Annotated in this window: 26 protein-coding genes and 1 tRNA gene; 10 read left to right on the top strand and 17 right to left on the bottom strand. The window is 49.0% G+C overall.

All coding sequences use genetic code 11. The annotated features are described in order from the left end of the window. The first annotated feature begins 162 nt into the window (after positions 1–162). The 6 genes from Pelsub_RS03020 to Pelsub_RS03000 all read left to right on the top strand — a co-directional run bounded on the left by Pelsub_RS03020 (position 163) and on the right by Pelsub_RS03000 (position 5,901). Entirely contained in the window at positions 163–2,268 is a 2,106-nt protein-coding gene (locus Pelsub_RS03020) for a BglG family transcription antiterminator (protein ID WP_116226002.1), read from the top strand. Further along, entirely contained in the window at positions 2,265–2,696 is a 432-nt protein-coding gene (locus Pelsub_RS15825) for a PTS sugar transporter subunit IIA (protein WP_198418387.1), read from the top strand. Before Pelsub_RS03020 ends, Pelsub_RS15825 begins: the two co-directional genes overlap by 4 nt. Positions 2,697–2,719: 23 nt before the next feature. Then, entirely contained in the window at positions 2,720–3,436 is a 717-nt protein-coding gene (locus tag Pelsub_RS15820; protein WP_198418386.1) for an N-acetylmannosamine-6-phosphate 2-epimerase, read from the top strand. Between the two features lie 21 nt (positions 3,437–3,457). Further along, positions 3,458–4,207 carry a sugar isomerase domain-containing protein gene (locus tag Pelsub_RS03010; RefSeq protein WP_116226003.1) on the top strand — a complete coding sequence of 250 codons (750 nt, stop codon included), beginning with the start codon at positions 3,458–3,460 and terminating at the stop codon, positions 4,205–4,207. Positions 4,208–4,233: 26 nt separating this feature from the next. Further along, positions 4,234–4,536 carry a PTS sugar transporter subunit IIB gene (locus Pelsub_RS03005; RefSeq protein ID WP_116226004.1) on the top strand — a complete coding sequence of 101 codons (303 nt, stop codon included), beginning with the start codon at positions 4,234–4,236 and terminating at the stop codon, positions 4,534–4,536. A 78-nt stretch (positions 4,537–4,614) separates the two neighbouring features. After that, complete coding sequence (locus Pelsub_RS03000) at positions 4,615–5,901, top strand: PTS ascorbate transporter subunit IIC (RefSeq protein WP_116226005.1); 1,287 nt, start codon at positions 4,615–4,617, stop codon at positions 5,899–5,901. Between the two features lie 174 nt (positions 5,902–6,075). Here Pelsub_RS03000 and tnpA read toward each other — a convergent pair whose 3' ends face one another. Continuing rightward, positions 6,076–6,531: an IS200/IS605 family transposase gene (gene tnpA, locus Pelsub_RS02995; protein ID WP_126440372.1), complete on the bottom strand. Its 456-nt coding sequence runs from the start codon at positions 6,529–6,531 to the stop codon at positions 6,076–6,078. A 314-nt stretch (positions 6,532–6,845) separates the two neighbouring features. Between tnpA and Pelsub_RS02990 the strand changes: the two genes are divergently transcribed. Beyond that, on the top strand, positions 6,846–7,121 hold the full coding sequence (locus Pelsub_RS02990) for an ArsR/SmtB family transcription factor (protein WP_116226224.1): 276 nt from the start codon (positions 6,846–6,848) through the stop codon (positions 7,119–7,121). Positions 7,122–7,182: 61 nt separating this feature from the next. Further along, on the top strand, positions 7,183–8,028 hold the full coding sequence (arsM, locus tag Pelsub_RS02985; RefSeq protein ID WP_116226225.1) for an arsenite methyltransferase: 846 nt from the start codon (positions 7,183–7,185) through the stop codon (positions 8,026–8,028). Between the two features lie 61 nt (positions 8,029–8,089). On the opposite strand, the gene Pelsub_RS02980 is transcribed toward arsM, so the two are convergent. Both Pelsub_RS02980 and Pelsub_RS02975 read right to left on the bottom strand, forming a co-directional pair. Continuing rightward, positions 8,090–9,403, bottom strand: coding sequence for a Ni/Fe hydrogenase subunit alpha (locus Pelsub_RS02980; protein ID WP_116226226.1), 1,314 nt, complete (start codon positions 9,401–9,403; stop codon positions 8,090–8,092). Further along, positions 9,403–10,266 (bottom strand): NADH-quinone oxidoreductase subunit B family protein, encoded by an 864-nt coding sequence (locus Pelsub_RS02975; protein ID WP_158674954.1) that lies wholly within the window; start codon positions 10,264–10,266, stop codon positions 9,403–9,405. Before Pelsub_RS02975 ends, Pelsub_RS02980 begins: the two co-directional genes overlap by 1 nt. A gap of 161 nt (positions 10,267–10,427) precedes the next feature. On the opposite strand from Pelsub_RS02975, the gene Pelsub_RS02970 reads away from it, so the two are divergent. Both Pelsub_RS02970 and Pelsub_RS02965 read left to right on the top strand, forming a co-directional pair. Next, positions 10,428–12,023: a glycoside hydrolase family protein gene (locus Pelsub_RS02970; RefSeq protein ID WP_158674953.1), complete on the top strand. Its 1,596-nt coding sequence runs from the start codon at positions 10,428–10,430 to the stop codon at positions 12,021–12,023. Between the two features lie 21 nt (positions 12,024–12,044). Continuing rightward, the gene (locus Pelsub_RS02965) at positions 12,045–13,067 is read left to right on the top strand and encodes a WD40 repeat domain-containing protein (protein ID WP_116226229.1); all 1,023 of its coding nucleotides are present in this window, start codon (positions 12,045–12,047) and stop codon (positions 13,065–13,067) included. 67 nt (positions 13,068–13,134) lie between these two features. Here Pelsub_RS02965 and Pelsub_RS02960 read toward each other — a convergent pair whose 3' ends face one another. From Pelsub_RS02960 to Pelsub_RS02895, 14 genes are all read right to left on the bottom strand, one after another. Next, positions 13,135–13,707, bottom strand: a complete 573-nt coding sequence (locus Pelsub_RS02960) for a manganese efflux pump MntP (protein ID WP_116226230.1) — start codon at positions 13,705–13,707, stop codon at positions 13,135–13,137. A gap of 82 nt (positions 13,708–13,789) precedes the next feature. Continuing rightward, positions 13,790–14,215, bottom strand: coding sequence for an SRPBCC domain-containing protein (locus Pelsub_RS02955; protein WP_116226231.1), 426 nt, complete (start codon positions 14,213–14,215; stop codon positions 13,790–13,792). Between the two features lie 24 nt (positions 14,216–14,239). Next, positions 14,240–14,704, bottom strand: coding sequence for a response regulator transcription factor (locus Pelsub_RS02950; RefSeq protein ID WP_158674952.1), 465 nt, complete (start codon positions 14,702–14,704; stop codon positions 14,240–14,242). A gap of 145 nt (positions 14,705–14,849) precedes the next feature. Further along, complete coding sequence (locus tag Pelsub_RS02945) at positions 14,850–15,116, bottom strand: NifU family protein (RefSeq protein ID WP_116226233.1); 267 nt, start codon at positions 15,114–15,116, stop codon at positions 14,850–14,852. Positions 15,117–15,156: 40 nt separating this feature from the next. After that, entirely contained in the window at positions 15,157–15,933 is a 777-nt protein-coding gene (gene recO, locus Pelsub_RS02940) for a DNA repair protein RecO (protein ID WP_116226234.1), read from the bottom strand. 16 nt (positions 15,934–15,949) lie between these two features. Beyond that, complete coding sequence (locus Pelsub_RS02935; protein WP_116226235.1) at positions 15,950–16,354, bottom strand: cytidine deaminase; 405 nt, start codon at positions 16,352–16,354, stop codon at positions 15,950–15,952. A 20-nt stretch (positions 16,355–16,374) separates the two neighbouring features. Next, positions 16,375–17,733: a bifunctional UDP-N-acetylglucosamine diphosphorylase/glucosamine-1-phosphate N-acetyltransferase GlmU gene (gene glmU / locus Pelsub_RS02930; protein WP_116226236.1), complete on the bottom strand. Its 1,359-nt coding sequence runs from the start codon at positions 17,731–17,733 to the stop codon at positions 16,375–16,377. A 43-nt stretch (positions 17,734–17,776) separates the two neighbouring features. Next, positions 17,777–17,847, bottom strand: a tRNA-Gln gene (locus Pelsub_RS02925). Positions 17,848–17,922: 75 nt separating this feature from the next. Next, entirely contained in the window at positions 17,923–19,029 is a 1,107-nt protein-coding gene (locus Pelsub_RS02920) for an ABC transporter permease (RefSeq protein ID WP_116226237.1), read from the bottom strand. A gap of 12 nt (positions 19,030–19,041) precedes the next feature. After that, entirely contained in the window at positions 19,042–20,112 is a 1,071-nt protein-coding gene (locus Pelsub_RS02915) for an ABC transporter permease (RefSeq protein ID WP_116226238.1), read from the bottom strand. Positions 20,113–20,196: 84 nt separating this feature from the next. After that, positions 20,197–22,206, bottom strand: coding sequence for an ABC transporter substrate-binding protein (locus tag Pelsub_RS02910; protein ID WP_116226239.1), 2,010 nt, complete (start codon positions 22,204–22,206; stop codon positions 20,197–20,199). Positions 22,207–22,285: 79 nt separating this feature from the next. After that, entirely contained in the window at positions 22,286–23,299 is a 1,014-nt protein-coding gene (locus Pelsub_RS02905) for an ABC transporter ATP-binding protein (RefSeq protein WP_116226240.1), read from the bottom strand. Between the two features lie 6 nt (positions 23,300–23,305). Then, a complete protein-coding gene (locus Pelsub_RS02900; RefSeq protein ID WP_116226241.1) occupies positions 23,306–24,307 on the bottom strand; it encodes an ABC transporter ATP-binding protein in 1,002 nt (333 codons plus the stop codon). 106 nt (positions 24,308–24,413) lie between these two features. Further along, positions 24,414–26,345 (bottom strand): ABC transporter substrate-binding protein, encoded by a 1,932-nt coding sequence (locus tag Pelsub_RS02895; protein WP_116226242.1) that lies wholly within the window; start codon positions 26,343–26,345, stop codon positions 24,414–24,416. Positions 26,346–26,370 lie beyond the last annotated feature (25 nt).

Raw genomic sequence — 26,370 nt, 5'->3', positions numbered from 1 at the left:
TTTCATAGCATCCGTGCCTGAGTATGTATTAAACAAGAAACGATGTTGTAAATTCCGTAATTTCAATGGAGAAAGATTAAGCTTTTCCTGAATACTTTGAAACACTATACTCAAAAAAGTAGGCTTCATTCAATTTGTTCTGCGAACAAGCAATAATTCAAAATGAATAGTAAATCCTTTCGAATAATTAAACAGTTATGCAGCGGGCAATCCTACCAAATCGACGATCTTGGCAGCAAGCTCGGTATTTCTTCGCGGGTAATTCGCTATGAGATTGAAAAAGCGAATTCTTTTTTATACCGTGAGGGATTCAGCAAGATTGAATGCAGCCGGTCTAAGGTTTCTCTCTCGGTTTCTGAAGAAGAAAGAGAAAAACTGAAGCAATGGCTTGCGGGGTTAAGCGCGGATTATTTCACCCTTTCCGCGGACGAACGCAAAACCATTATCCTCATCCTGTTGCTATCGTCACCAGGCTATCTAACCAGCCAATTCCTCGCGGACACGCTGAGCGTGAGCAAGAGCTGTATTGATAAAGACCTATCCGTAATAAAAACACAGGTAAAAAAAGAAGGTCTGCAGCTATTTTCCAAACCCGGCAGCGGGATCTTCCTTTCGGGAAATGAACAAAAAATCAGGGAGTTGTGTTTTGGTGTGGTTGAGCATAATCTCCATTTTGCGGATTATATCTCCGGAGAAAAATACAATCCCGGTTACGTTGAACGCCAGGTGCAGAAATATTTTTGCGATGCCTGGTTCAATTCTTTAGTTGCAATCGCACATGGTATTGAAGAGAAAGCCAATAAAAAGCTTTCCTACAATTCCCTTCGAAATCTCATTTTAAACCTCTGTGTAATACTGACCCGCATTTCTATTCACAAATCCATCCTGGCTGACCATGAAAACCAGGCGCTGCTTCAGGCGACCAATGAATATAAGGTTGCGGAGGAGATCAGCCGACAGGTAGAGAAATGCTTCCAAGTTGAACTACCGCTCTACGATCGCTGTACCCTCACTGTTTTACTGGTTAGTTCCAAATACTCAAACCCTGAACCATATTTGAAAGAAGACTGGGCACAAGTCCAGATACTGGCGGATCGTATCATTCGCGCGATGAGCAAGCGGCTGCAGATCCCTTTCTACGATGAGGAAGAGATCTACACCGCTTTACAAGCCCATCTTGGACCGATGATCTTTCGCCTGAAGAATAAGATGCCGAATGACAATCCAAATCTTGAATTGATTAAAACCAATTACGAAGATGTATTTAAGAATCTAACCAGTGTTATAGATGCGATTCACTCTCCGCTGCTGGATGGAATTCAGGAGGAGGATATCGCATATTTATCCTTACATTTCTGCGCTTCCATCGTGAGAAGAAAACGTATGTTCACCGTAAGCAATGTTGCCATTGTATGCGTGCATGGAATTGGAACCGCAACACTGCTCAAAGAATTGATTTGTTCGCGCTTTAAAAGTATTCGCATCATTACGATAACAACCGGCAGTGATTTGAATTTTACAGATTTAGAGGGGATTGATTTCATCATCTCCAGCATACCCCTACCCGATTGCGCGTATCCCTGGGTCCAGGTTAATCCCATCCTGACCGATGAGGATTATCAGATCATCGAAAACATGATCGAGAAATATTCCACAAAAAACAACCCCACAGACAACTCTCTGGATTTTTTCAACGATATCGTCTCCACGGTTGAGAGACAGAGTGTGATGGATAATTTGCCCAATTTTGTTGACTCACTGCAAGAGTGTTTTACCCGAGCGGGCATTTCAATCAAGCACAACAAGATTCAACCTTCCCTGTATCAATTGCTGCCACCTGAAAAGATTCGGTGCAATCAAAACACTCTGGATTGGAAAGATGCGGTAACTCTTGCCGGTTCCATATTGGTTGAAAGTCAGGACGTTACTCAAGACTTTATCCAATCCATGATTGACACAGTTGAAAACACCGGCCCCTATGTTGTCATCAGCAAAGGAGTGGCATTGATACATGGAGAGGGCGGACTCGGGGTCAATCACCTGGCAATGAGCCTGGTCACCTTGAAGAATCCTGTTTATTTTCACCATCCTACCAATGATCCGGTAAAGTTGATACTTTGCCTTGCCCCAATCGATAATTCTTCTCACGTTTCTGCCCTGGAAGATTTTATGAATTTCCTGCGCAGCAATGATGTCGATACCATTTGCGAAGAAGATGACCCCGTAGTTCTCAATAAATCCTTACATCGGAGTGCTTTACTGATATGACCCTTCAAGATTTTATTGCAAAAGAAAATGTTGTACTAAATAATGATTTTGATAATTGGCAGGATGCGATACGCTTTGCCGGGAACTTATTGATTCGTTCCAATTGTATAAACCAGACCTACTGTGATGACATGATCAAGGCCGTAGAAGAATACGGGCCTTATATTGTCATTATGCCGGGGATTGCACTGGCGCATGCGCGCCCCAATGGGAATGTATTCGTCAATCAGATTGCGCTGGTTTCCATGCCCAAGGGGGTTGATTTCGGAAACTCTCAAAACGATCCTGTACATTTCCTCTTTGCCATCGCCGCGCGGACGGACAAAGAACACATGATGATTTTCAAAACCCTGGCAAGTTTCTTATCCGTTGAAGAAAACCTCAAAGCTTTGCAGACGGCAACTTGCTTTGAGGACATCGGTTTTTAACAAATATTTTAAGGAGAAAGGATATGCAATTAGAGAAATTAAAAGATGGACTAGTGGTTTCCTGTTACGCCAGCTTTGATATCAATCCAGAAATGGATAACCCGGATACCATGGCCCACGTAGCAACCAGTTGTGTCGTGGGCGGCGCTTGCGCCATCCGCACGAACCTTGAAAACGTCCGCGCAATCAAGTCAGTTGTACAGGTACCTGTAATTGGTATCAAGAAAATATACAAGGATGGCGATACATCCAGCAGCGATTTCCGCATCACCCCGACGTTGAAAGAAGTCGAGGCGCTATTGAAAGCAGGCGCTGATGCCATTGCCATTGACGGCACCGTTCGCGACCGTTACGACAATTATTCCACCAAAGAATTTATTTCAGAGATTAAACGCCTATTTGATGTTTTTATCATCACAGACATTTCCACCGTGGAAGAAGGGGTGGCGGCCTGGGAATACGGCGCGGATATGGTGGGAACCACGTTATCCGGTTACACCCCCTATTCGAAAAACCCCATTCGCTTTGGCACGCTTCCCAGCCCTGATCCTGATTATGAAATCATTGCCGATTTACGCAGCGCGAACGTGAAACACATCGTAGCGGAAGGCAGAATTACCAACGGTTTAAAAATGAAAAAGGCTTTGGATGCCGGTGCCTATTGTGTTGTGGTGGGTACCTCCATTACTGAACCAAAGAAGATTGTGAAAACGATCTTGCAAGATGCACAACGAATCTAATTTATCAAGGAGAACAGTACGATGAAAGCCTGGCAAGAATATTTCGAAATTATGAAAGAAGTTGTCGAGAAAGCCGAAAGCTCGCAGGAGGAGAACCTTCTAAAAGCGGCCGATTTGCTGACCGAATGCACAAAAAATGGCGGCATGATCCATCTGTTTGGCTGCGGCCATTCCGGTCTGGTAACCGAAGACGTTTTCTGGCGAGCAGCCACCCTGGCCAATGTCCATGCCATTTTTGAAGGCGCTGTAGCCGGCATTAATGAAATGACGAAGAGCAGCCACATGGAAAAGGTCGAAGGCCTCGGCGAGGTCATCGTGGATTACCAGCGTATCGCTCCCCCCGACACCATGATCTGCATTTCCAACTCCGGAAACAACGCGGTCTCAATCGAAGTCGCCATTGCCGCAAGAAAGCGCGGTATCCCGGTGATTGTTTTCACCAACGTAGAATATTCCGATTTCCTGAGCACGCACCATTCCTCCGGTAAAAAACTGAAGGATTTTGGAGATGTTGTTATCGATAATTGTTCATTGATCGGAGACGCAGCCGTCCAACTGGAAGGTTTACCGATCAAAGTGGGCGCAACCTCCACAATTCCCTGTGTATTCCTGCTCAATTCTTTGTTTGTCCAGACCTGTGACAACCTGCTGAAGCAAGGCATCACCCCCGACGTTTATTACAACGGCCATCTGACCTACGAAATGGCCGACGCCAAGGAAAATAACGATCGCTTGATTGATAAATATTTCTACAAAATCCGGAATCTCTAACCAGATTTTCCAATTTGGAGAACATTATGGCCGATTTATTAAAAGTCCTAACAGTCTGCGGTGCAGGCGTTGGTACCAGTACCCTTTTACGGGTAAATGTCCAGGAAACATTCAAGAGTTTCTCCCTGCCGGGAAAAGTCCATGTGGAAAACACCAGCATGTCCCGCGCAAAAGGAACCCAGTGTGATGTGATCATCACCTTTGAATCATTTGCTTCTGAGGCAAGGTCCTTTTGCCCGTCAGTGATTGTCATCAATAATTTGATGGATATGAAAGAACTGAAGGTAAAAATTGGAACATTCCTGAAAGAAAAAAATCTAATCGAATAAGGAGGTGAAAGGCAGTTTATTAGTTTGAAAGGGAGATAAGCATCGAAAAATAATACGTGTTTATTAATAGGAGAGAAAATGATAGTGTTAAATACAATTGTAAATATTTTTAGCAAGTATATTTTTAATCAGCCCTTCATATTGTTAGGCTTGGTTGCCATGCTCGGCTTAGTCGCACAGAGAAAATCCATTGAAGAAGTCATTTCCGGTTCTCTGAAGACTGGCATCGGCTACCTGATCATGTCCGTAGGTACGTCCCTGTTGGCCGGCATCGTTCTTCCCATCGCAACAATACTGAATAAAGTGATCGGTGTTGAAGCTACCACAACCGGTATGGGAACCGATGCTTTCACATCAGAGTGGGCTTCCACGATCACAATCATCATGGTGGTGGGTTTCTTCATCAACCTCTTGCTCGCCAGGGTCACCAAATTCAAATACGTCTTCCTGACCGCACACCAGACTTACTACATCATCTTTGTGTACCTCGCAGTAGTAATCGAAGTGATTCCGGATCCGAACAAATCGATGTTGATATTGATTGGCGGTTTGTTGACCGGCCTTTATTGCACTCTGTCCCCCGCGCTGGTTCAACCCTATATGCGCAAGGTGACCGGTTCGGATGACCTGGCTTACGGTCACACCACCTCTTTTGGTGTCATCGTTGGTTCCTGGGTTGGCAGTCTTTTCAAGGACAAGAAGAACGAGACTTCTGAAGACTTGAAGATTCCCGATCACCTGGCCTTCCTGAAAGATATCACCGTCTCCACCGCGATTGTCATGACCCTGCTCTATGTGATTTGCGTCGCTCTGGCCGGCCCTGCCTGGATTCAGGAAAACATCAGCAATGGCATGGATGCGTATTTATATGCAATCTCTCAAGGTGTCCAATTTGGTGTCGGTATCACTATTGTTCTGACCGGCGTCAGCATGATGATTGCCGAAATCACCGGTGCCTTCAAAGGTATCTCCGAGAAAATCGTTCCGAACGCAATCCCTGCCCTGGACTGCCCGGTGGTCTTCAACTACGCTCCCACCGCAGTAATGTTGGGCTTCCTGAGCTGTCTGTCCACCGTGATCGTCTGCGTGGTCATTTTCGGCGCCATCGGCTTCTACGCGCTAACGCCCCCGGTCATCACGACCTTCTTCGGCGGCGGCCCTGCGGGTGTCTTCGGTAATTCCAGGGGTGGTTGGAGAGGCGCAGTCCTGGCCGGTATCGTGGCCGGTATCCTGCTTTCTTTCGGCCAGTTCCTGACGGTAACGGCACTGCCGAACACGGTAGCCGACTTCGCGCGCTGGTCCAATGACTTCGACTATTCCGTCTTCCCATTCTTCTTCAAACAAATCGTCAGTTTGATCTTCTAAACCCGATTTCTCTTTTTACTGGTAATCAAAACCACCCGTCAAACGGGTGGTTTGTTCTGAGGCTATAAGCCTCTAATACTGGCCAGCGTCTCAAGACGCTGGCTTTCACTTTCGTTCAAGCCACTTTGCCTTTACCTCTTTCGCTTGTCCCTAAAGGGACTTCCGTATTACCTGCTACCCCTTGAAGGGGTTTTCATATTCTCTCACACTCAATTTATCCAGCGCTATATCGTGCTTCTCTTGCTCTTCGATATATTTCTTGATCGTTGCTTCATTCAATCCTACTGTGCTCACATAGTACCCTTCTGCCCAGAAATGCCGATTCCCAAATTTGTACTTCAAATTCGCGTGTTTGTCGAAGATCATCAATGCACTTTTCCCCTTCAGGTATCCCATGAAACTCGACACACTTATCTTCGGCGGAATACTTACCAACATATGTACATGATCGACCATCAAATGCCCTTCGATCACCTCTACCCCCTTGTATCCGCATAGTTGCCTCAGTATTTCCCCTATGCTTTCCTTGTACTCGTTATAGATTATTTTTCGCCTGTACTTCGGTGTAAATACGATATGATATTTACACATCCACTTTGTATGCGATAAACTATTTGTTGTATTTACCATCAAATCACCTTCTTCTGCTATGTTTGTGGCCTGAACATCCACTATTCTAGCTATTTAGGTGATTTGTGGTTTAACCTCTTATTTTCCACCCGCATAGCGGGTGGTTTTCTGTTTCTCTCGCTTCGCTCGTTCAACTGACTAAAGTCATAACAAAACAAACAGCAGAGTGTTTTCACACTCTGTTGTTTGTTTAAGGAAATACAATCCGGTCTCGTTTTTGTGTCGTCTACCAAAAGAGGAAAAATACGTTCCGCTCTTGACCATATTTGGATTTTAGCTTAATATATAGACATATTTACGCGTATCTATATATTATGAAAACCGAAATCAATTGTGTAGATTTTTGTAAAGCGCTGTCCGACCCAACGCGCCAAAAGATCCTGGAGCTCCTGCTTAAGGAGGAAAAGACCGTCACGGATATTGTCGCGATATTTAACCTGAGCCAGCCAACCATTTCGCATCACCTGGAAATGTTAAACCGCTATGGGCTGTTGACCAGCCGCAAGGACGGCAAACAGGTATTTTATAGAACGGACCAGGCCAAAGTAACCTGGTGCTGTGGAAAATTAATGGCCAAATTCGAGGAATAGTTTTTTTTAGAATCTTTTATAGATATATTTCTATATATAAATACATAAGGAGCAAATCAAAATGGAAAATCAAGACAGGGAACAGATCCAATCAGCCGTCAGAGAAAAATATGGACATCTGGCAAATAAACAGTTGGAACAACCGGTTCAAGCCTGCGGGTGCGGCGCAGGCAGCTCATGCTGCGCCGGTGAAACCGGGTTGGCCGAAAGCGCGGTCGATCTATACACGGGCGCACAGATCAGCGACCTGCCCGACAGCGTCACCGGGATCGCACTGGGCTGCGGTAACCCAACCGCGATCTCCGAACTGCGGGAAGGTGAAACTGTTCTCGACCTGGGATCAGGCGGTGGGATCGATTGCTTCCTGGCAGCCAAACAAGTGGGTCCAAACGGATATGTGATTGGTTTGGATATGACCACCCGCATGCTGGACCTGGCACGGGCCAACGCAAAGAAACAGCATATCAAGAATGTTGAGTTCCGCTACGGTTACATTGAAGATATCCCACTGCCGGATGAATCCGTGGATGTGATCATCTCAAACTGCGTGATCAACCTTTCCGGTGATAAGGATGCGGTCTTCAAAGAAGCTTATCGCGTGCTCAAACCCGGCGGCCGCATGAACGTTTCCGACATCGTTACCTCCGGCGATTTGCCCGCCGGGTTGTCGCAACAGCTAGCCGCCTGGGCAGGTTGTGTGTCAGGTGCGCTGGAAGAGAACCTCTATCTGAACAAGATGAAGTCGGCCGGGTTCAGCCGTACGGAAGTGGTCAGCCGCAAATTCTACACGAGTGAAATGATGATGCAGGATGACGCCATCCAAAAGTTGGTTTCAGAAAATCGATTATTGCTTGCGGATTTGGAGAATAAGATCGCCAGTATTACGCTTAAAGCGTATAAACTTTAGGAACTGTGAGCCAATGACACAAGCTGCTTTTTGAAAAAGCAGCTTGTGTTTTTAATTTTGGTTAATGCGTCGCGCAGGCAATACAGGGGTCGAAGGCGCGGACTACCCGCCCAACCGCCTGTTCCAATTCCAGGTTCACCTGATCGTCATGAATATAACGTTCGGCAGCCACGCGCAGGGCGCGCTCAATGGCCAGCATATTATGCACAGTGGGGATGATGAACTCTCCCATAGCAATGTTGCCCTTCTCGATGACATAATGGTGGATCAGCGGGCCGCGCGGCGCTTCCACCAGCCCCCAGCCCTCCCCATCGCGCGGGGTGTAGGGGATATCCACTTCGTTGTGGGAGTAATCGTCCTCCAGCAGTTGGCTGGCTAATTCGATGGCATACACCAACTCAATGCCGCGGCACAAATCAAACAGCAAAATGGGATGAGCCGGATGTCCGAATTCGCTGCGCAGGCGGCGCATGTAAGCGTCCGCGCGGCGGATGCCCATGCGGCGGGTCATATTGGCGCGCGCCAGCGAGTTGGCGCGAATTACACCGCCCTGATAGGATGTTCGGCCGGCATAAGAATAATCCGTTTCTTCAAAGATCAATTCCTTGCGGAAAGCATCCGCGGTAAACTCGCGGCAGCACTCGCCCGCCGGCGTCATCACGCGGATGATGGATGAGTTGTAGCGCGGGTTATCCCGTTCGGTGGAGGAAATATAATAGGCCGGCTGGTCATCGCCCCAGGTGCCAATGCGGTCTTTCATATGCAGGGAGATTTCCCAGTAATAATCCACCAGCTCGCAAGCCACCGGCAGGGCCGCCCGGAGACGCTTGCGGAAGGCATCCGCCTTTTCGGCATCAATACCGCCGCTGACGCCGCCCACCACGGCTTTGACGGGATGAATGAACTGGCCGCCGGCCAGGGTGATCAAGTCGGTGCCCAACTGGCGCACCATCAATGCCCGTTTGGCAATGTTGAACTGGGCAGCGGTATCGGCTTCCTCATCGGTAATATGAAAAATGCTTTGAACACCCAAGCGGTCGGGCATGGTAAAGACAAACAGCGAGGTGGCCTGATTCTGGATCAGTTGGCCCAATAGCAGCAATTCGCGGATCTGGTTGGCCAGCGGAGGTGGTTCAACGCCATAGGCATCCTCCAGCGCTTTAACAGCCGCAACGTGATGCGCGGTGGAACACACGCCGCAGATGCGCGGCACGATGACCGGCATTTGTTCGGCCGGAACACCCTGCACCATCAAATTGAAACCGCGTTTTTCCATAGCCTGGAAGCGGGTCGAAATGACTTGTCCCTCGCGAACCTCAATCTCAACGCGGGCATGGCCTTCAATGCGGGATAACGGAAACGTTAGGGTTGTCATCAGAGCACCTTTTCCTTGGGCCGCGGCGGCTGCCCGGTACCGGCATAATCCGAGAACTGGAACAGGAACAGCGACAACTGCGGTGAAAGCAGCGCTTCGTGAATTTCTTCCGCGGGAATGTCGGTCATGGCCGCAAACACCCGCTGGATGCTTTCCAGCCAGGCTTGTGAATCTTTTTCAATCAACAGGTCGGATGGCCCGCGGCAGCCCACACAGGGATGGCCGGGGCGCGTGCACAGCGCACGGCAGCCGCCGCGCGTGGAAGAGCCCACGCACAGGTAACCCTGGTTGATCAGGCAAATCTCCGGATCCACTTCCCCTCCACGCGAACCGGTCAGGTGGGCCGGTTTCATGTCCTTGAGCTTTTTCCGGCCGCATTCCTGGCAGACGGTTTTGGACGCCACAAAATCTTCCGGCCCCAGCAAAGCACCCATAAATAATTCCGGTGTGGGCGGGCAGCCCGGCAGGAACAAATCCACTTCCACAAAACTGTCCACCGGCTGGCTCTTCGGCAGCAGGCGCGGCAGGTCATGACGTTCGGTTTGCGACATAAACAGCCGCCGCACTTCGTCGCGGTTGCCCAAATTAGCTACGCCGCCGGAAATGGCACAGGTGCCCACCGCCACAATCTTTTTAGCGCGCTTGACGGCCTGGCGCAGGTTGTGCAAGTCTTCGTCCGAGCGCACACCGCCGGAGATTAACAACACATCCACCTCAGGAACGTCATAAGCAGAAGTCACCAAAGGCATAAAGGCCAGATCAAATTGATCGATCCATTCGCTGGCGTTCAGCAATGAGACTTCACAACCCGCACAGCCGGAAAGCTGTAAAACGGCAAAACGGGGAGGTTGTTTAAGCGTCAATTTGTTTTCTCCATGAATTTTGCTGGTTTTTTCTAGTATACACCGCGCGCACAATAATACCAGATTATATAGACCTTATTTATACAATTTGCCTTTTGGCATGTTCTTTGCAACATACTGGATGAGCTATAGGCATTTAAATGCCAGCTCGAGGAGTTGCTATGCGTAAATTTATGTTCAAAACTCTGTGTCTGTTGATGGCAACCGGCGCCTTGTTTTTCTGGTTCCGTTCGGATGCCTCCGTTCTGGCCGCCTCTTCAGCACTGGGGATGGACGATTCCAGCGGCTGGCTGGCAAGCAACAGCCAGGACAGCAAGGCTTTTGATATCCTGGAAAGCATCAACGCCAACATGCTGCGCGTGGATATGCCCTGGAATGAGATCGAACGCTCTTCAGGCGCTTTCAGTTGGTCCTACCAGACCGACGCCGGTTATGTGGATTACGACCAGCTCTTTGCCCGTTTGGAAAAACGCGGCATCAAGCCGGTGGTCGTGCTGTCCGGCGGGCCGGTTTTCCTCAGCCATCTCTACCCGCAGCAGCCTGTTTCCAGCGAAAGCCTGTTGGAAAATTGGAAGAACTACGTGCGCTCAGTCGTGCAGCAGTACGGCGATCAGGTGGATTATTGGCAGATCGGAGCCGGGTTAAACGACCCCGGCAGCTGGGGCGCGCTGCTGTTCCCGGCAGCCACCACCGACCCGCAAGCTGATCCGGATATCGACCTGTATGCTGAAATGCTCAAGAGCGCCTATGCCATCATCAAATCCAACGGCGCGGGCAACATGGTCATTCTGGGCGACCTGACATTGGGCGGTGATTGCGCAAACCATCCGCTTTTCTACCTGCAAAACCTGGCTGAGAATGACGCCTGGTATGCCTTCGACATTGTCAGCGTTTCCCTGCCGGCATTGGACGAAGCCCCTGAATACGCCGTAGTGGATTCCTGCGGCTTCTCCCCCGCCCAAAGCAGCGGCAGCAGCCTGACCGATCCGGTCAAAGTCATCTCCGATTACATTGACGAGACCGGCAGGAAGTCCCTATGGATCCAGGACTTAACTTACAATTCCAACGTATTAACCGCAAAAGCAGCCGAGCGGGTAACACTGCCGGAAGTGGTCGAATCAGACTATCTGACACGCGCCAGCGGCCTGCTGCTGGCAGCCGGCGGCGCCGACAAAGTCTTTTGGGACTACACGCCTGAATCCGGCCGGCCAGCGGTGATCGCGCTGCAAAGTTATGCCAACCTTTCCAAGACGCTAAGCTCCAATGGCAGCAGCGCTCAACAGATCAATTCCCAGGAATTCACCACCCTGCGCTTCCGCAATAATGGCCGCATTTCCATTCTTGCCTGGCACAACCGGGGCGGCGATGAAGCTCAGGCGCTGGTCATCCCCGATGTCGATGGGTATAAATTGTATGGGTTCTCCACCGACGCCGAAAGCCTGAAGACCAGCAAAGGCGTCAGAATGGATGTGGATGCCGGCGGCAGCACAGCCTTATTAATCAGTGAACGGCCGGTGTTAATCAGCGGGCGGCCCGAAGATATAAAGGAGTCCCTGAATATGATGTTGAACGACAGCGCCTCACAGGCCAGTCAGGGGCTGCAGTCCAAGTTATCAGGTTGGGCGCAGGTGCAAAAAGCCAAAGCGGCCGATCAATTGGGTAACTGGGTGGCCGAACAACAGGCCAGTCTGCTGGATATTCTGCGTTCCAGTTTCCAACAGTGGCTTCGTCAAAGCCTCGGTTTGGCAAAGCAGTAAAATAAAGGAGAGGTGAAAATCATGCTAAAGAAAAACTTTCGCTTAATTCTGGACGCCGGGCTGATCATTCTGGCTCTGGCCGCCTGTCAGGTTGCCACGGCCGTCCCTGAAACAGCCGCTGTCTCAAGCGTTATTTCAGTAGAAAACGCGGCCGCGCTGGAAGCAGCGTATCAAACTTCCGAGGTCAACCTGGTCAGCGATCTGGTCTGGTCCACCGATGGGAGCATTTTAGTTGCGCTTTCAAGCAGCGGTGCAGCCCGTTACAACGGCAGCGACCTGGAAAAGATTGACACGTTTATTTTTGACTCACCTGCCGCTATTTACGCGGCCTCACCGGACGGGAAAACCCTGGCATTTTCAGATGACAGTTACAACATTTACCTGGCGGATGCCAGTCAAACCCGCGACGCGCTCAGCATCTATTCGCCTGAAATGGTCGGTGCAGCGGACTTCTCTACAGACGGCAGCAGCTTTTTGACCACATCCATGGACACCATCATGGTGACATTGTGGGACGTCAACACCGGCGATGTGCAATCCAGCCTGGATAGTTTTGAAACCGCGGCCCCGGTTTACACGGCGCAGTTCGGCGCCGACGGACAGCACATCATTTGGGTAGCGCGCGCAACCGTGCAGCTTCAGGATATCGCCACGCAGGAAATGAGCCCGGTGATGAGTCATGAGGATTTTGTGTCCAGCCTGGCACTGGCGCCCAACGGCAGCCAGTTGGCTACCGCCGCGGCCGGCACTATCGGCGATGAATTCACGCCAGCCCTCTTCCTGTGGAACCCAGTCAGCGGTGAATTGAATTCCATCCTGAGCAACCCGGATGCTTTCGGAGCGGTCACCTTCTCATCCGACAGCAGCCTGCTGGCAGCCGCTTCCGGCAGTACTATCTTCATTTGGGATGCAGCAACTTACAGTCAGATTGCAGCCATTCCAACGGATGGTGATACTATTGCCATCCTGGCTTTCTCGCCGGACGATACCAGCTTGGCCAGCGTCGACTTAAGCGGATCCATCACACTGTGGCAGGTACCGTAATCCTATAGCCCCGATTTGTTAACGTAAAAGAGCACGGATATTCCGTGCTCTTTTTTTTGTGGAAAATCTAAACAAATAAGTGCGTTAGGACAATACGCAGGCCAATCAGTACCAGGATCAGTCCGCCCAGCACCTCGACATGCTTGCCAAAGCGCTTGCTCAACCGGTTGCCGCTCATCAAACCAACGATGGACAAGACCAGCGAAACCAACCCAATGATGAGGCTGGCAGAAATTACGTCAATCTTCAGTAATCCCAGGGAAAGACCTGCGCCCAGCGCATCGATGGAAGTAGCTATCGACAACATGACCAGCGTTTTGCCGCGGGAAGGGTCTTCACATTGATTCAGCGGCGAATCATCCGAACGGGATAAGCCTTCTTTGATCATATGTCCGCCGATCCAGCCTAATAAAGCCATGGCAATCCAGTGGTCGAAATTCGCGATCAGGTTCACAATGGTAGTGCCCAATAACCAACCCAACAAAGCCATGCCCCCCTGGAACAAGCCGAAATGGAAAGAGACCCTGAAAACAGAGCGAGGTGTTTGCGGGGCAGGAGATGAACCGATGCACAGCGAAACGGTAAAGCAGTCCATTGCCAATCCGACGGCAATAATCCATATTGTTAGAATATCTGTCATGATTATCTTCCGGTTAATAAATGATGGTCTGTGTGACCACAAACCGTAAAATTTTACCATCACCCCCTGATTACAGTAACTTTTATTCTCGATCGGCAAGATTCAACAAAAACTCAAAATCATCCAGTACTTGTTGGAAATAATACTTGCGTTCCTGGCGTGCCTCGCGGTCGGGCAGCTGTTCCTGATGGAAGGCAAAGACTGTGTTCTCCCCGGAGGGGATTGTACGAACCTGGATAATAGAAGGCCGCTCGTAACCCGGCACATGGTAACTGAGACGCAGATGCGAACCAGGCTTCAGCACGGTGATTTTTACCTGGGTATTATCATTCAGGTTGAAGTTGGAACCAACCTGCAAAGGAAATGCTGGAATGATGCCCAGCCAGATACGAATGATTTTCTGCGACAACAGAAAATCCCAAGCTTTCTCCGGCGCAATTGGCAGTGTTTTCCGCACGCCTACCTGCCAACCCGAATCCGCGGTTAACCCAACCTGCTCAGTTAACATAATCAAAACCTCTAAAAAATACGTTCAATCTTTTATCAGGACGTCGCGAATATGCGGTTCATTTTCCGACAGGTACCAAGCGTGTTCCGGTATCCAGCGGTTAAAATCCCAATCAACAAGCTGGTTGCGCAATTCCTGCCGTGAACCCAACTCAAATTTGTGCAAGATATGACGCACATGTGTCTTGATCGTTTCAGGAGAGAGCACCAGATAAGCTGCAATCTGGCGTCCGGTTAGGCCGGAACATACCAGGGCGGTGACTTCCCTTTCCCGCTGCGAAAGCGTTTCCCAAGCCCGGTGTGTATTGGATTGGCGGTGCCGGTCGCAAAGGGCTTGATTGAGCAAGTCCAGGATTACCTGTTCTTCTTCACGAGCCTGGTCCAGCGCCAATTCCCGAACTTCCTTTAATACTTGTTGATAGGAAGGTAATGAATTTTCCGCCGGATCAAGCTGATCAACCGATTCACATAACTGCTGCCAGAGTGTCATAAGCATATTATATAGAACATTATTTCTATTGTCAAGCACTAGTATCCTTAAAATAAAAGAACCGGACGATTTCATTATCCGGTTCTTCAACAAGTCAAAATGGCGCCTGGCGGCTCCTCCATCCCTTATAAGCCAGGCAACAATGTCATTCGCAATTTTCCACGCGTTCAATGTCCGGAAAGAACTGCCGGATGGTACCCTCTACCCAGCCCTTCAGTGTTGATGGCTGCAGCGGGCATTCCTCACAAGCGCCGCCCATACGGACGCGCAGCACCTTCCCATCGAATGAGCAGAATTCTACGCGGCCGCCGTGATATTGGGCTATATACGCGTCCAACTGTTCGATTAATCCGCGCATGCTTTCTTCAGGGGTATGTCCGTGAGAATGATTGAAGTTACTTAAATCCATCATTTATATCCAGAGCCTTTCTTGTTTTATTGTATATCAGAAATCAAGCACTCCGGTTGGTTTCATCCCGGATCTGTTTTTGGAAAGCCGGGGTTTTCAGCTGCCATTCCAGCACAGAAGCCAGATAAGCACCCAATATACGCTGCAATGTGATGCGCACCTTGGGCGGTACTTGAATATTCTCAATGCTTTTGTAATTGCTGCGTTGAAAATGGCGCAGATAGCGCAGGGTGTCCTGGTTGGCCGCGATTGCCTTGTTGTCCATCTGGCCGCACTGCGGGCACAGGATGCCGCCCTGCAGCGGCGAGAAATATTGGTCCTCCGGCTGTATTTCTTTCTTGCAGGCTACACAGTGCTGTAATTCCGGCCGGAAGCCGGCAATATCCAAAAAGCGCAGCTCAAAATAGCGCATGATGTTATAAGTATCGTTGTTATCGTTGATGCGCTTCAGAGATTCCAGTGCCAGGCGGAAAAGTGCAGGTTCTGCCTGTCCTTCGGTGGAGATTTTGTCCACCAATTCCATAATATAGGAGGCATCCGTTGTCTTATCCAGATCTTCGCGAATGGCAGGGAAAGCGCTCACTGTTTCAGCTTGCGTAATAATCCAAAAGGTTTGGCCGTGCGCCAGTACCAGAGCAGCATGTGTAAACGGCTCCAAGTGGGCGGCTTTGCGGGACTGCATCTTTCGCACCCCCTTTGCCAATGTATTCAATTTTCCATATTGAAGGGTAAAGATGCGGACAAAGCGGTCCGCTTCTCCATATTCCTTATGCGCAATGACAACCGCTTCTACTTTGCGAATACGGTCAGAAGCATGCATGGCGTCCTTTGAGGATTTATTTCAAATCCCTGGGTGTGAAAGCACCCGGCAGTAAATCAGATAAGCGTGTCTCTGAAATGATATTTTCTTTTTCGTCCGCAACAATAACCAGCATGTCCAGGTTGAATTCCGCCATCACCTGCCGGCAGGATCCGCAGGGCATACCGCCGTTTTCGGTCACAACGGCGATGGCCTTGAAGTCTTTCTCGCCATTGGTCACTGCGTTAAATATGGCCGTGCGTTCGGCGCAGTTTGTCACCGGGTATGCCGCATTTTCCACATTGACGCCTTCATAAATACGGCCCGATTCGGTCAATAATGCCGCGCCAACCGGATAGTTGGAATATGGAACGTAAGCCCATTTGCGTACCTGCTTCGCGATGCGAACCAAATCCTTTTTTTGTTCAGGGGTAATATTCACTGCAACGCCGCCTTTCTGATTTACGACTCTTTTTTATGCGGTCGGGCCGGCACACCCACCACAACCGTGTCCGCTTCCACATCATGGGTAACCACGGCACCGGCTCCGGTCTTCGCGCCTTTGCCGATTTTCAACGGCGCCACCAACATGGTATCGCTGCCGATGAAAACGTCATCGCCAATTTCAGTTTTAAATTTATTTTCGCCGTCGAAGTTACATGTGATGGTGCCCGCGCCGATGTTGACATCCTTGCCCACCTGGGCGTCGCCCATATAGGAGAAGTGGCCCATCTTAGTGCCTTCGCCCAAATAAGAATTCTTTACCTCGCCGAAGTTGCCCATATGGACATGTTCACCCAAGTGCGCGCCTTTGCGTAAATGCCCAAATGGCCCCATATCCACGTGGTTTTCCACTTTGGCTTTTTCCAATACGGCGTATTTGATTTTTACGAAATCGCCGATTTCCGTATCCTCAATCATAACCGAAGGCCCCAGCTCGCAGCCTTCCCCAATAGTGGTGCTGCCCTTCAGGTAGACTTCTGGATAGAGCACCGTATCCTTGCCCAAGGTTACACCGCTTTCGATATAAACCCTTTGGGGGTCAATCATGGTCACGCCTTCCAGCATCCATTTTTCATTGATGCGTTTCTGCGCGACGCGCATGGCGTCCGCCAGATTGACGCGGTTGTTAATACCGATGGATTCCTCTTCATCCTCAATTTCAAAGGCATCCACAAAGGCGCCTTCCTGATAAGCCAGTTCAACCAGGTCGGTCAGGTAATACTCGCCAACAGCGGATTTCTTGATGCGATCCAGAGATTTCCACAGCCAATCAGCCTGGAAACAGTAGGGATTGGAGTTGACTTCTGTGATAGCCAGTTCTTCGGGAGAAGCCGCTTTTTCTTCCACAATCTTGCAGACTTTGCCATCCGCATCGCGCACGATACGGCCAAAACCACGCGGGTCTTCAGTGATGACAGTGGAAATGGTCAATACCGCGCCGCTGGCCAGGTGTTTTTCCACCAATGCCCGGTACGTTTCCGGGCGAATCAGCGGGAAATCCGAATTGGCGACCAGCACCATGTCCGATTTACCCTGCAGCGTTTCACGGGCACACTTGACCGCGTCGGCCGTGCCCAGCTGCGGTTCCTGCAGCGCGTAACGCGCCTGATCGCCCAGGGTTTCGCGTACAAGTTCTGCTTGGTTGCCAACAATGATAACCGCCGGATCTGCACACAGGTCTTTGACCGCATCCAGAATATATGCCACCATGGGTTTGCCCAACAACTCATGCAACACTTTAGGCTTACTGGATTTCATGCGGGTACCCAGCCCAGCCGCGAGGATAACAATGTCGATTTTTTGGTCTGATTTGTTCATGAGATTTCACCTTACTGGCATAGAGAGTTTGAGGGAAAAAAGGCTGGGGCGCTCGGAGTCGAACCAAGATCCACGGATTCAAAGTCCGGTGTGCTGCCATTGCACCACGCCCCAGTGATACCGGTTGCATGAACGGGTAAGAATTTTAACACATTAAAGACGGCTTGCGAAGGAATTGAAAAATCCTGATTATCCTTCTTGAGAGCTTTCCTGCAATTTCCGCAATTTCGGATCCATCACATCGCGGACTGCATCTCCTACCAAATTCCAACCCAGTACAAACAAAACCAGCACAATGCCGGGATAGACAACAATATACCAATAGGTGCCTAATTGGGTTATCCAGTCACGTGCGAAGCTGAGAATCTGGCCCCAATCCGCATACCCAATTTGCGTGCCAATTCCCAAAAACGACAGAGCAGCAAAATTAAGTACGTAAGTACCGATATCCATCGATGCAATGACGAGTGTGGGGAAGATGGCATTTGGGATAATGTGTTTGAATAGAATATTGCGGTCTTTCACACCAATAACCCGCGCTGCCAATACATAATCGCGTTCTTTTACGGTCAGGATATCGCCGCGGATCAAACGGGCATAATTCATCCAACCGAAGGCAGTCAAGGCAATCACAGAAGGAACCGTGCTCCTTCCCAACACAGGCATTAATACAGCAGCCAGAATCAATGCTGCCAACAGGAACGGCAATGTCATGAAGATGTCAACTATCCGCATGACGATATTATCAACTTTACCTCCGTAATATGCCGCGAAAGATCCAACCAGGATGCCTATCAGCAAAGTGATGAATTCGATAATAACGCCGGTTTTCAATGCAGTCCTAGTACCCCAAATGACTCCATAGAAAATATCGTAAGCATTGGAGGAAGTACCCATCAAATGCACCCATTCCTCCTTACCGGTAAAGAATGTGTACCAACCCGGTGTGGGGGGAACATCACTTTTCCATTCGCTCATTGGCGGTTTGGGTTGAGCGCTATATCCATCGCGAGGCATCTGATAAGGGTCTGTGTTGGGGAGGGGTGGGGCAATTACAGGTGCTGCCAGGGCAATCAAGACAAAGAAAGCAATTAAGATTAACCCCACAATTGAGGTAGGGGTGGTTACCAACCCTTTTAATATCCGATAATTTTCTTTCCCGAAAAATCTCTCAACGCGGCCAATTTTGCGAGTTGATATAATGTCCGCGTTTAAATTCTTTAATTTCTCCCGACTCTCCTGGGAAAGGGATTCAACTGGAGATTTCCTTCTGGGTTGGTTAGTTACTTCACTCATCTAGCTTTCACCTCATAATGATGATAAACGCACGCGCGGATCTACCACAGCGTACAAGATATCCGATACTAAGTTTGCGAAAATCAATATAAAACCGTTAAATAATGCAAATCCAAGAACAGTTACCACATCCAATTGGGCTGCTGCTTCAGCCGCGGCCGAACCGATTCCGGGGAAGTTGAAAATCGTCTCAGTGATCACAACACCGCCCAACAACATAACCACAGTAAAGCCAGCCAGGGTTACGACCGGAATCAAGGCGTTCGGCAAAGCATGCCGTCTGACTGCATCTCTTTCCGGGAGTCCTTTAGCTTTGGCAGTGACCATGTAATCTTGATGGAGAGATTCCAGCATAGAAGAACGAGTTACGCGCAGGAATGAAGCCCAGCTTACATACGAAAGAGTAATTACAGGAAGGATGAGGTGCCTGATAGCGTCCCAGAAAATATCCAAGCGCCAATTAAGTAAAGCATCCAACGTCATAATCTTTGTGTATTGAGTAAATGTACCGGTATTGATTTCCGCCAACACCCAGTTGGAAAATCTTCCGGGAGGAAACCACTGTAATTTTCCATAGAAAAGCATCAACGCCAACAAACCAAATACAAAGACAGGGAAAGAATATCCAATGATACTAAAAACACGTGCGAACTGGTCGATGAATTTATTATGATGTGTTGCTGACTCAACGCCCAGCCAAACACCCACACCAATAATCGGGAGAAAAGCCCATAATGCCAATTCCAAGGTTGCAGGGAACCTGTTCTTGATCATATCGATAACTGGCTCAGATCCCACGCGTGAATAGCCAAAATCGCCCCGCAATATTCCACCGCTGATCTCTCCGGTTGTAAGGTTTTTACGGCCAACCAGCCAATTCCAATATTGCACGTAGAGAGGTTGATCCAATCCATAATTTCTAATGACAGATTCCAATGCTTCCGGATTTTTAGGAATATCCCGGATATATAAAGCTGCTCTTTCAGCAGGCTGTAAAAATTGCAGCATTCCAAAAATGAGTATTGTTACACCAAATAATAGCAACGGGACTAATAAAATACGTCGGATAATATAAGTCGTCATAATAATTCCAGCAGATTATCTTGTTTCTAAGGGTCTGGGTTTTGCAACCCAGACCCTTCTTTTTTTCTGTCGATTAACCCTTGTTTAGTTTTTCGACATTTCGTAATAGTAGAAGCCGCCGTAAAGCGGGTTGAAATAGTAACCGTTCACCCAGCGCTGTTCATAATGGCGGTTGGTCGCCACAGGGCCGTTGATGATAGGCGCATAATCATAGATTTTTTGGTTCAGCTCGTGATAGATTTCTGTACGAGCTTCCGCAGAAGTTGCTGCAACACCGCGGTTTACATAGTCGATGAATCCAGCTTTGACATCATCGGGGAAGGCAAAGTTATTGCCATAGGTCCCAACCAAATAGGGCGAATACCAGTTGTGCGGATCATGAATATCTTCCTGCCAGCCAATCATGTACATAGGCAGCTGACGGGCCTGGTAGTAGTGCAGCATGGATGCCCAAGGCATCGAAAGTACTTCCATTTCGAATTTCGGGTTGACTTTCTTCAGGGAATCCGAGAGGATTGTCAAAGCAGTCTGGCGGGCAGTGTTGCCTTCGTTCCATACGGCTGTGAAATGGAAACCGGTATCCCATACGTTATTTCCGGCGGAATCAACCTGAGCTGAAGCTTTAAATTCCTCAGCGCATTTGTCCGGATCGTATGCATACATGGGATCATCAACGTTATAGCCAATTTCTCCAGGCAGAACAAGCGAGTACGCGGTGCGTACGGCATCACCCTGATAGAAGTCCTGGATCATTGTTTCCCAGTCCATGCAGTAGTTGAAGGCTTTGCGGATATGCTCATCCAGGAAGAAATCGGAAGGAATACCCTTGCCGCCATCCAAATTGCCGGTGCCGGTAAATTGGCTGCCATCTTCCGCAGCTTCGATCTGCTCGGTCATCAGAATATCACCGCGCAGCAAACCGGGAGCGGCATAGAACAAACGCAGCGGTTGGTCGGGGGTTTCAGTTGCATACATATCGCCAAAGGCACCCGCGGCCAATTCGTAATCGGTTCTTTCACCAACCATGGGATCCACTTGGGATACGTTGGCAATCGGAACTACAGCAGAATCTGCATCACCAGCCTGCAGCATGGAGAAGCGGGTACCCCACTCATCCACGCCCTGGATCACAACGCGCTCCAGTTTTGCGTTACCGGTTTGGGCGCCATCCCACAGCGGTTCTGTCCGCCAGTAATTGTCATTGCGCAACAGGACAAGTGTCTGGGTAGCATGATCCCAGGATTCCAACATGAAGGGGCCGGTACCGTTGGTGATTTCAGCCAAGGGGGTATTTTCCCATGTCGTCGCATAGAAATTCTGCCATGTATCGCAAGAGCCATCCCATGCACCTTGTTCGGCTGTCCAGCTCTGATCAACGATCGAAGCAACGGTGTGAGCAAGTGAAGCGATGAAAGGTCCGTAAGGCTGTGCCAGGGTCATGGTCACAGTACCTGCCGCTTCGTCAGCCACAACGGCTGCCTTTACCTGCTCGCAGACAGAGGTCAATGTTGCCGGATCTACAGCCTGCATCGCTTCGCGCGAATCAATCAGACCACCTTCCGGATCAATCAGCATTGAAACATCAACAATGCCGATTCCCAGGAAAGGCTCTGAGAGAAGCAGAGAAGGAGAGTTTGTATCACCATTCAGCAGCACTCTCTGAATAGAATAAGCCACGTCAGAAGCGGTCAACGGATCGCCATTGTGGAAAGTTACACCATCGCGAATCGTAAATGTATAGGTCAAGCCATCTTCTGATTCTGTCCAATCTGAAGCCAGCATAGGAATAAATTCAGTCGCGCTATCCCTTTTGTAGAAGACCAGAGTCTCATACACATTTTGGGAGATTTCGCTGCCGGCGGTTTCATAATCGATCGCGGGATCCAATGTATCCGGTTCACCAATAGTTGCCATAGTGTAAGTGGTCGGATCCTTGGATGCAAATGCAGCAGCTGCCGGTGCTTCTTCAGCAGCGGCAGGTTCTTCGGCTGTCGTTGGTTCAGCAGCAGCAGGTTCAGCGCTTGAGCCACAAGAAACCAGGAGCATTCCGAAGACTAATAACATACTCAGAATTGTCAATATTTTCTTATTCATGTTCTCCTCCAGAGAAATTTTGATTTATTTACTACTAACCACAACGTTCGATTGAACCACCTCCTTTAATAAAATATATTTATATTTCAGCTCTAAATACACCAGGGGTTATTTCCCTGACAAGATGACACGCAACAAAATGCCCTGGTTTTACTTCTCGAAATTCCGGACGTTCTTTTGCACAGATTTCCTGAGCCAATGGGCATCTTGTCCTAAACCGGCATCCCGAAGGCGGATCTACCGGGGAAGGTACATCACCTTCCAAAATAATACGTTTCCGGTTAATTTCTTTTTCAGGATCAGGTATAGGAACAGCGGACAGCAGGGCGATTGTATAAGGATGCAATGGATTGCTGTACAGTTCATCGCGGCTCGTCATTTCCATTATCACCCCCAAATACATCACAGCCACGCGATCGCTGATATGTTTCACAACAGAAAGATCATGCGCAATGAATAAATACGTCAGATTCATCTCGGACTGCAATTCCTCCAACATATTTACAATTTGCGCCTGCACCGACACATCCAAAGCGGAAATAGGTTCATCGCAAACAATTAACTCGGGGTTAAGCGCTAAAGCCCTGGCGACGCCGATTCTTTGGCGTTGTCCGCCGGAAAATTCGTGGGGGTATCGGTCAATATAAGCCGGATTTAACCGTACAAGTTCCAGCAACTCTTTTACTTTATTCCGAATTTCGGAATTTTCAACAATTTTATGGATTTTTAATGGCTCGCCGACGATTTCCTCAACCGTCATGCGCGGATTCAGGCTGGCATACGGATCCTGGAAAATCATCTGGATCTTTTTGCGTTCCTCCCGCATCTTCTTTCCATTTAATTCCACCAAATTCATACCGTCGAAAATGACTTGCCCACTCGTCGGTTTGTATAGCTGTAAAATTGAACGTCCGGTTGTGGTTTTTCCGCATCCGGATTCGCCTACTAAACCCAATGTTTCTCCCCGCTTAATATCAAAACTAATTCCGTCAACAGCATGGACGTAACCAACTACTTTTTGCAGTACACCGCGGCGAATTGGAAAATATTGAACCAATTCTTTTACATCTAAAAGAACTTCACCATTCTTCATTGTTTTTTACACCTGCTCCTTGTGATTTACCACATCCACCCAGCAAGCAATCTCGTGCCCATCGCCAACATTTCGAAGCATTGGGTTTTCATTGAAACAACGGTCAATTCGATAAGGGCAGCGTGGGGCAAACGGACAAGTTGAGGCAGATCGGAAAAGTACTGGCGGAATACCATCAATGGATGCCAATTTCCTGCGCTCAGTTTCATCCAAACGTGGAAGGCTTCCCAGAAGGCCTATGGTATAGGGATGCCTTGGATTCTTATATAATTCCATCACGTCCGCCGTCTCAACGATATAACCGGCGTACATAACGGCAACACGGTCGACTAATCCCGCTACGATCCCCAGGTCATGAGTGATCCAAATAATGGACATGCCCAACTCATCCCGGAGTTTCTTCACGAGGTCAACAATTTGAGCTTGAACGGTTACGTCCAAAGCGGTAGTTGGTTCATCCGCAATGAGAATTTGAGGTGAACAAATTAGTGCCATGGCAATCATGGCACGTTGACGCATTCCACCGGAAAATTGATAGGGGTAATCTTTTAATCGTTCCTCTGGATTAGAGATGCCCACCATGTTCAGAATTTCAATCGCTCTTGCTTGGGCATCCGCTTCAGACACGCCTAGATGAAGTTTCAACGGTTCCATGACCTGTTCGCCAATTGTCAGAACAGGATTGAAAAATGTCATCGGATCTTGAAAAATCAAACTGATTTGGGAGCCTCGGACCTCATTCAGCTCTTTTTCAGTCATTTTCATTAAATCTTTACCGTTGAAAAAAGCTGTTCCGTTCACGATTTTTCCGGGGGGGGATTGGATCAAACGAAGCAGGGAAAGGACTGTAACACTTTTTCCACAACCGCTCTCTCCAACTATTCCTAATGTTTCCCCTTCAGAGAGCTTAAAAGAGACTCCATTTACAGCATGAACCATTCCTTCCCATGTTGAAAAACTTGTCTCAAGATTCTTTACTTCAAGCAATGTCTTCTTGTTACCATTCATGCAACAATTGTCCTCTCGGAAATTAAACGATTTTACAATAATTAAAAATGAATGTCAATTTTGATATATTTTTACGATATGGTTTTTATCTTATTGTATATGACTTCTAATTGCAAATGATATTTGGGCTAAAGGTATCGATAGAAGATAATATCTTTTCCAACGAATTCAAGCCTTCATCTGCGCACAAATTGTTTTTCACCAATAAAAAGTTTTGATGATGGAAAAGCGGGATAAAAGGCAATTCACTGGATAAATCCAATAACGTGTTTTGAATTTCACGTGTATAAGCCGCCTGGTCCAACCCAGCCGTCCGGGCAGCACCACATGCCGTATCGTACGCCGTGCTTGTATACCCGATAAAATTGGAACCACCGGTGTTCATGCCGATCCAATTATTATCCGCGTTCGGAATTTCTTCTGTGGTGAACAGTTCACAGTCAGGCTGCGAGCCGATGCTCATGGACATCAACGCCAAGTCAAAGCTGCGCCCAAACACCAGACCGTCCGGGCCTGGCTTATATAGATCCGCTAAAGCTTGCTGTTCAACCGTCACCTGGATGCCGCAATTCATCAGATCATCCGCAATTTTCTGAGCGATGGCCGCGCGCAGCGGCGATTGCGAAGTGTACAGCGTAATAACAAAATTGGTACCGTAAGGCACTCTGGTGGTTGTACTAATCATGGTCAGAGGGGTAGCCGGATTTTGGTCATAATCCTGCCAGCCTACCTCCTGCAGCAAAGCTTTCCCCTGCTCGGGGTCGTAAGGATATTGGCTGAGCGCCAATCCGTTCAGGAGGCTGTTATCGCTGCTCAGGTACGAATCCGAAACGCCCACCAAACCACCGGTCAACTCGGCCAGGATTCCCTGGCGATCGATACAAAAAGCCATGGCTTTGCGAGTATTGACATCCCCGAAGATATCCGGCCGGTCGGCTCCATAGGGATAATAGGTATCATCGTAAGAAGCCGGCGTAATTCCGAATGCCAGAAACTCGATTTGGTCGGAATTGCTTTGCCGCAGCTGGTAATCCGAATTCGCTAAATTGGCGGCATTGGACACCACTTGATCCAACGCCAGGGCATCGCTGGCGACAATGTCACAGGTGCCGTCGCTGGCCGCGCCGATATCGCCGGATGAGATGAATTTCAAATTCAGGTAATCATATTGCGGCAGACCATCAGCAGCACGGAAGTAATATGGATTCTTGCTCAGGCGCATATGGTCGCCGGCCGCCCACTCATCCAGTTGGTATGGTCCCCAACCCAGAGGGCTTTGTGATGCCAGATCCGAATCCAATAATTCAGCCGCGCTTAAATCGCCCCAAAGGTGTTGGGGCAGCGGCAGCCAGAAAAAATTCTCCAGGTCAGTTGTGACCAAACCGGGTTTGCCGATCCACTGCAGTGTGGTATCGTCTGTAGCAGTATAGCTGGCGGTTAAGTTAGTGTAAATCTTGCTAACTGGGGTGTCCTCATCAGCCGCCAGTTCAAAGCTGTAAACCGAATCCGCCGCGGTCACAGCCTGCCCATCCGACCAGGTTAGCTTATCGACCAGGGTGAAATTCACTACCGGCTGATCCATCTGAATTTCCGTGGTTCCGTCCCAGGTGATTGCGCAATCGGGCGAAGTGCATCCGCTGGGAAACACCTGCGCGCCGCTCTGCAAAACGATCAATTCTCCGTAGATATTTACGACCTGATCGCCCTCGCGTACCGTCACCGGCGTAAAACTGGCACCGCCGTTGGAGTAATCCGGCATCGACTTAATGATCACCGGGGAAATACTGCCATCGGTTTGCGCAAATGGCCCGGGGTAAATCACCTGTACAATATCGCGCGCGGTCTCCGAGGAAAGCGCATAGGGGTAAAGAGATTCCGGTTCCGTTCCCAGGCAAATGGTCAATTCACTGGGCGGCAGTGGTGTGGGAGTGGGCGGGATGGGTGTGGCCGTGGGTTCAAAAAGCCCAATATTTTGGCAGGCTGATAACAGCAGGATAATTGCTAGAGAGAGCGGTACGCGGAGTCTTTTAATTTTCATATTTTTTCCTTAACGAAGTTTGCGA

The organism is Pelolinea submarina (assembly GCF_003966975.1).
Taxonomy (GTDB): Bacteria; Chloroflexota; Anaerolineae; order Anaerolineales; family Anaerolineaceae; genus Pelolinea; species Pelolinea submarina.
The sequence above is the reverse complement of the archived record's forward strand: the minus strand, read 5'-3'. Positions and strand labels throughout refer to the sequence as shown.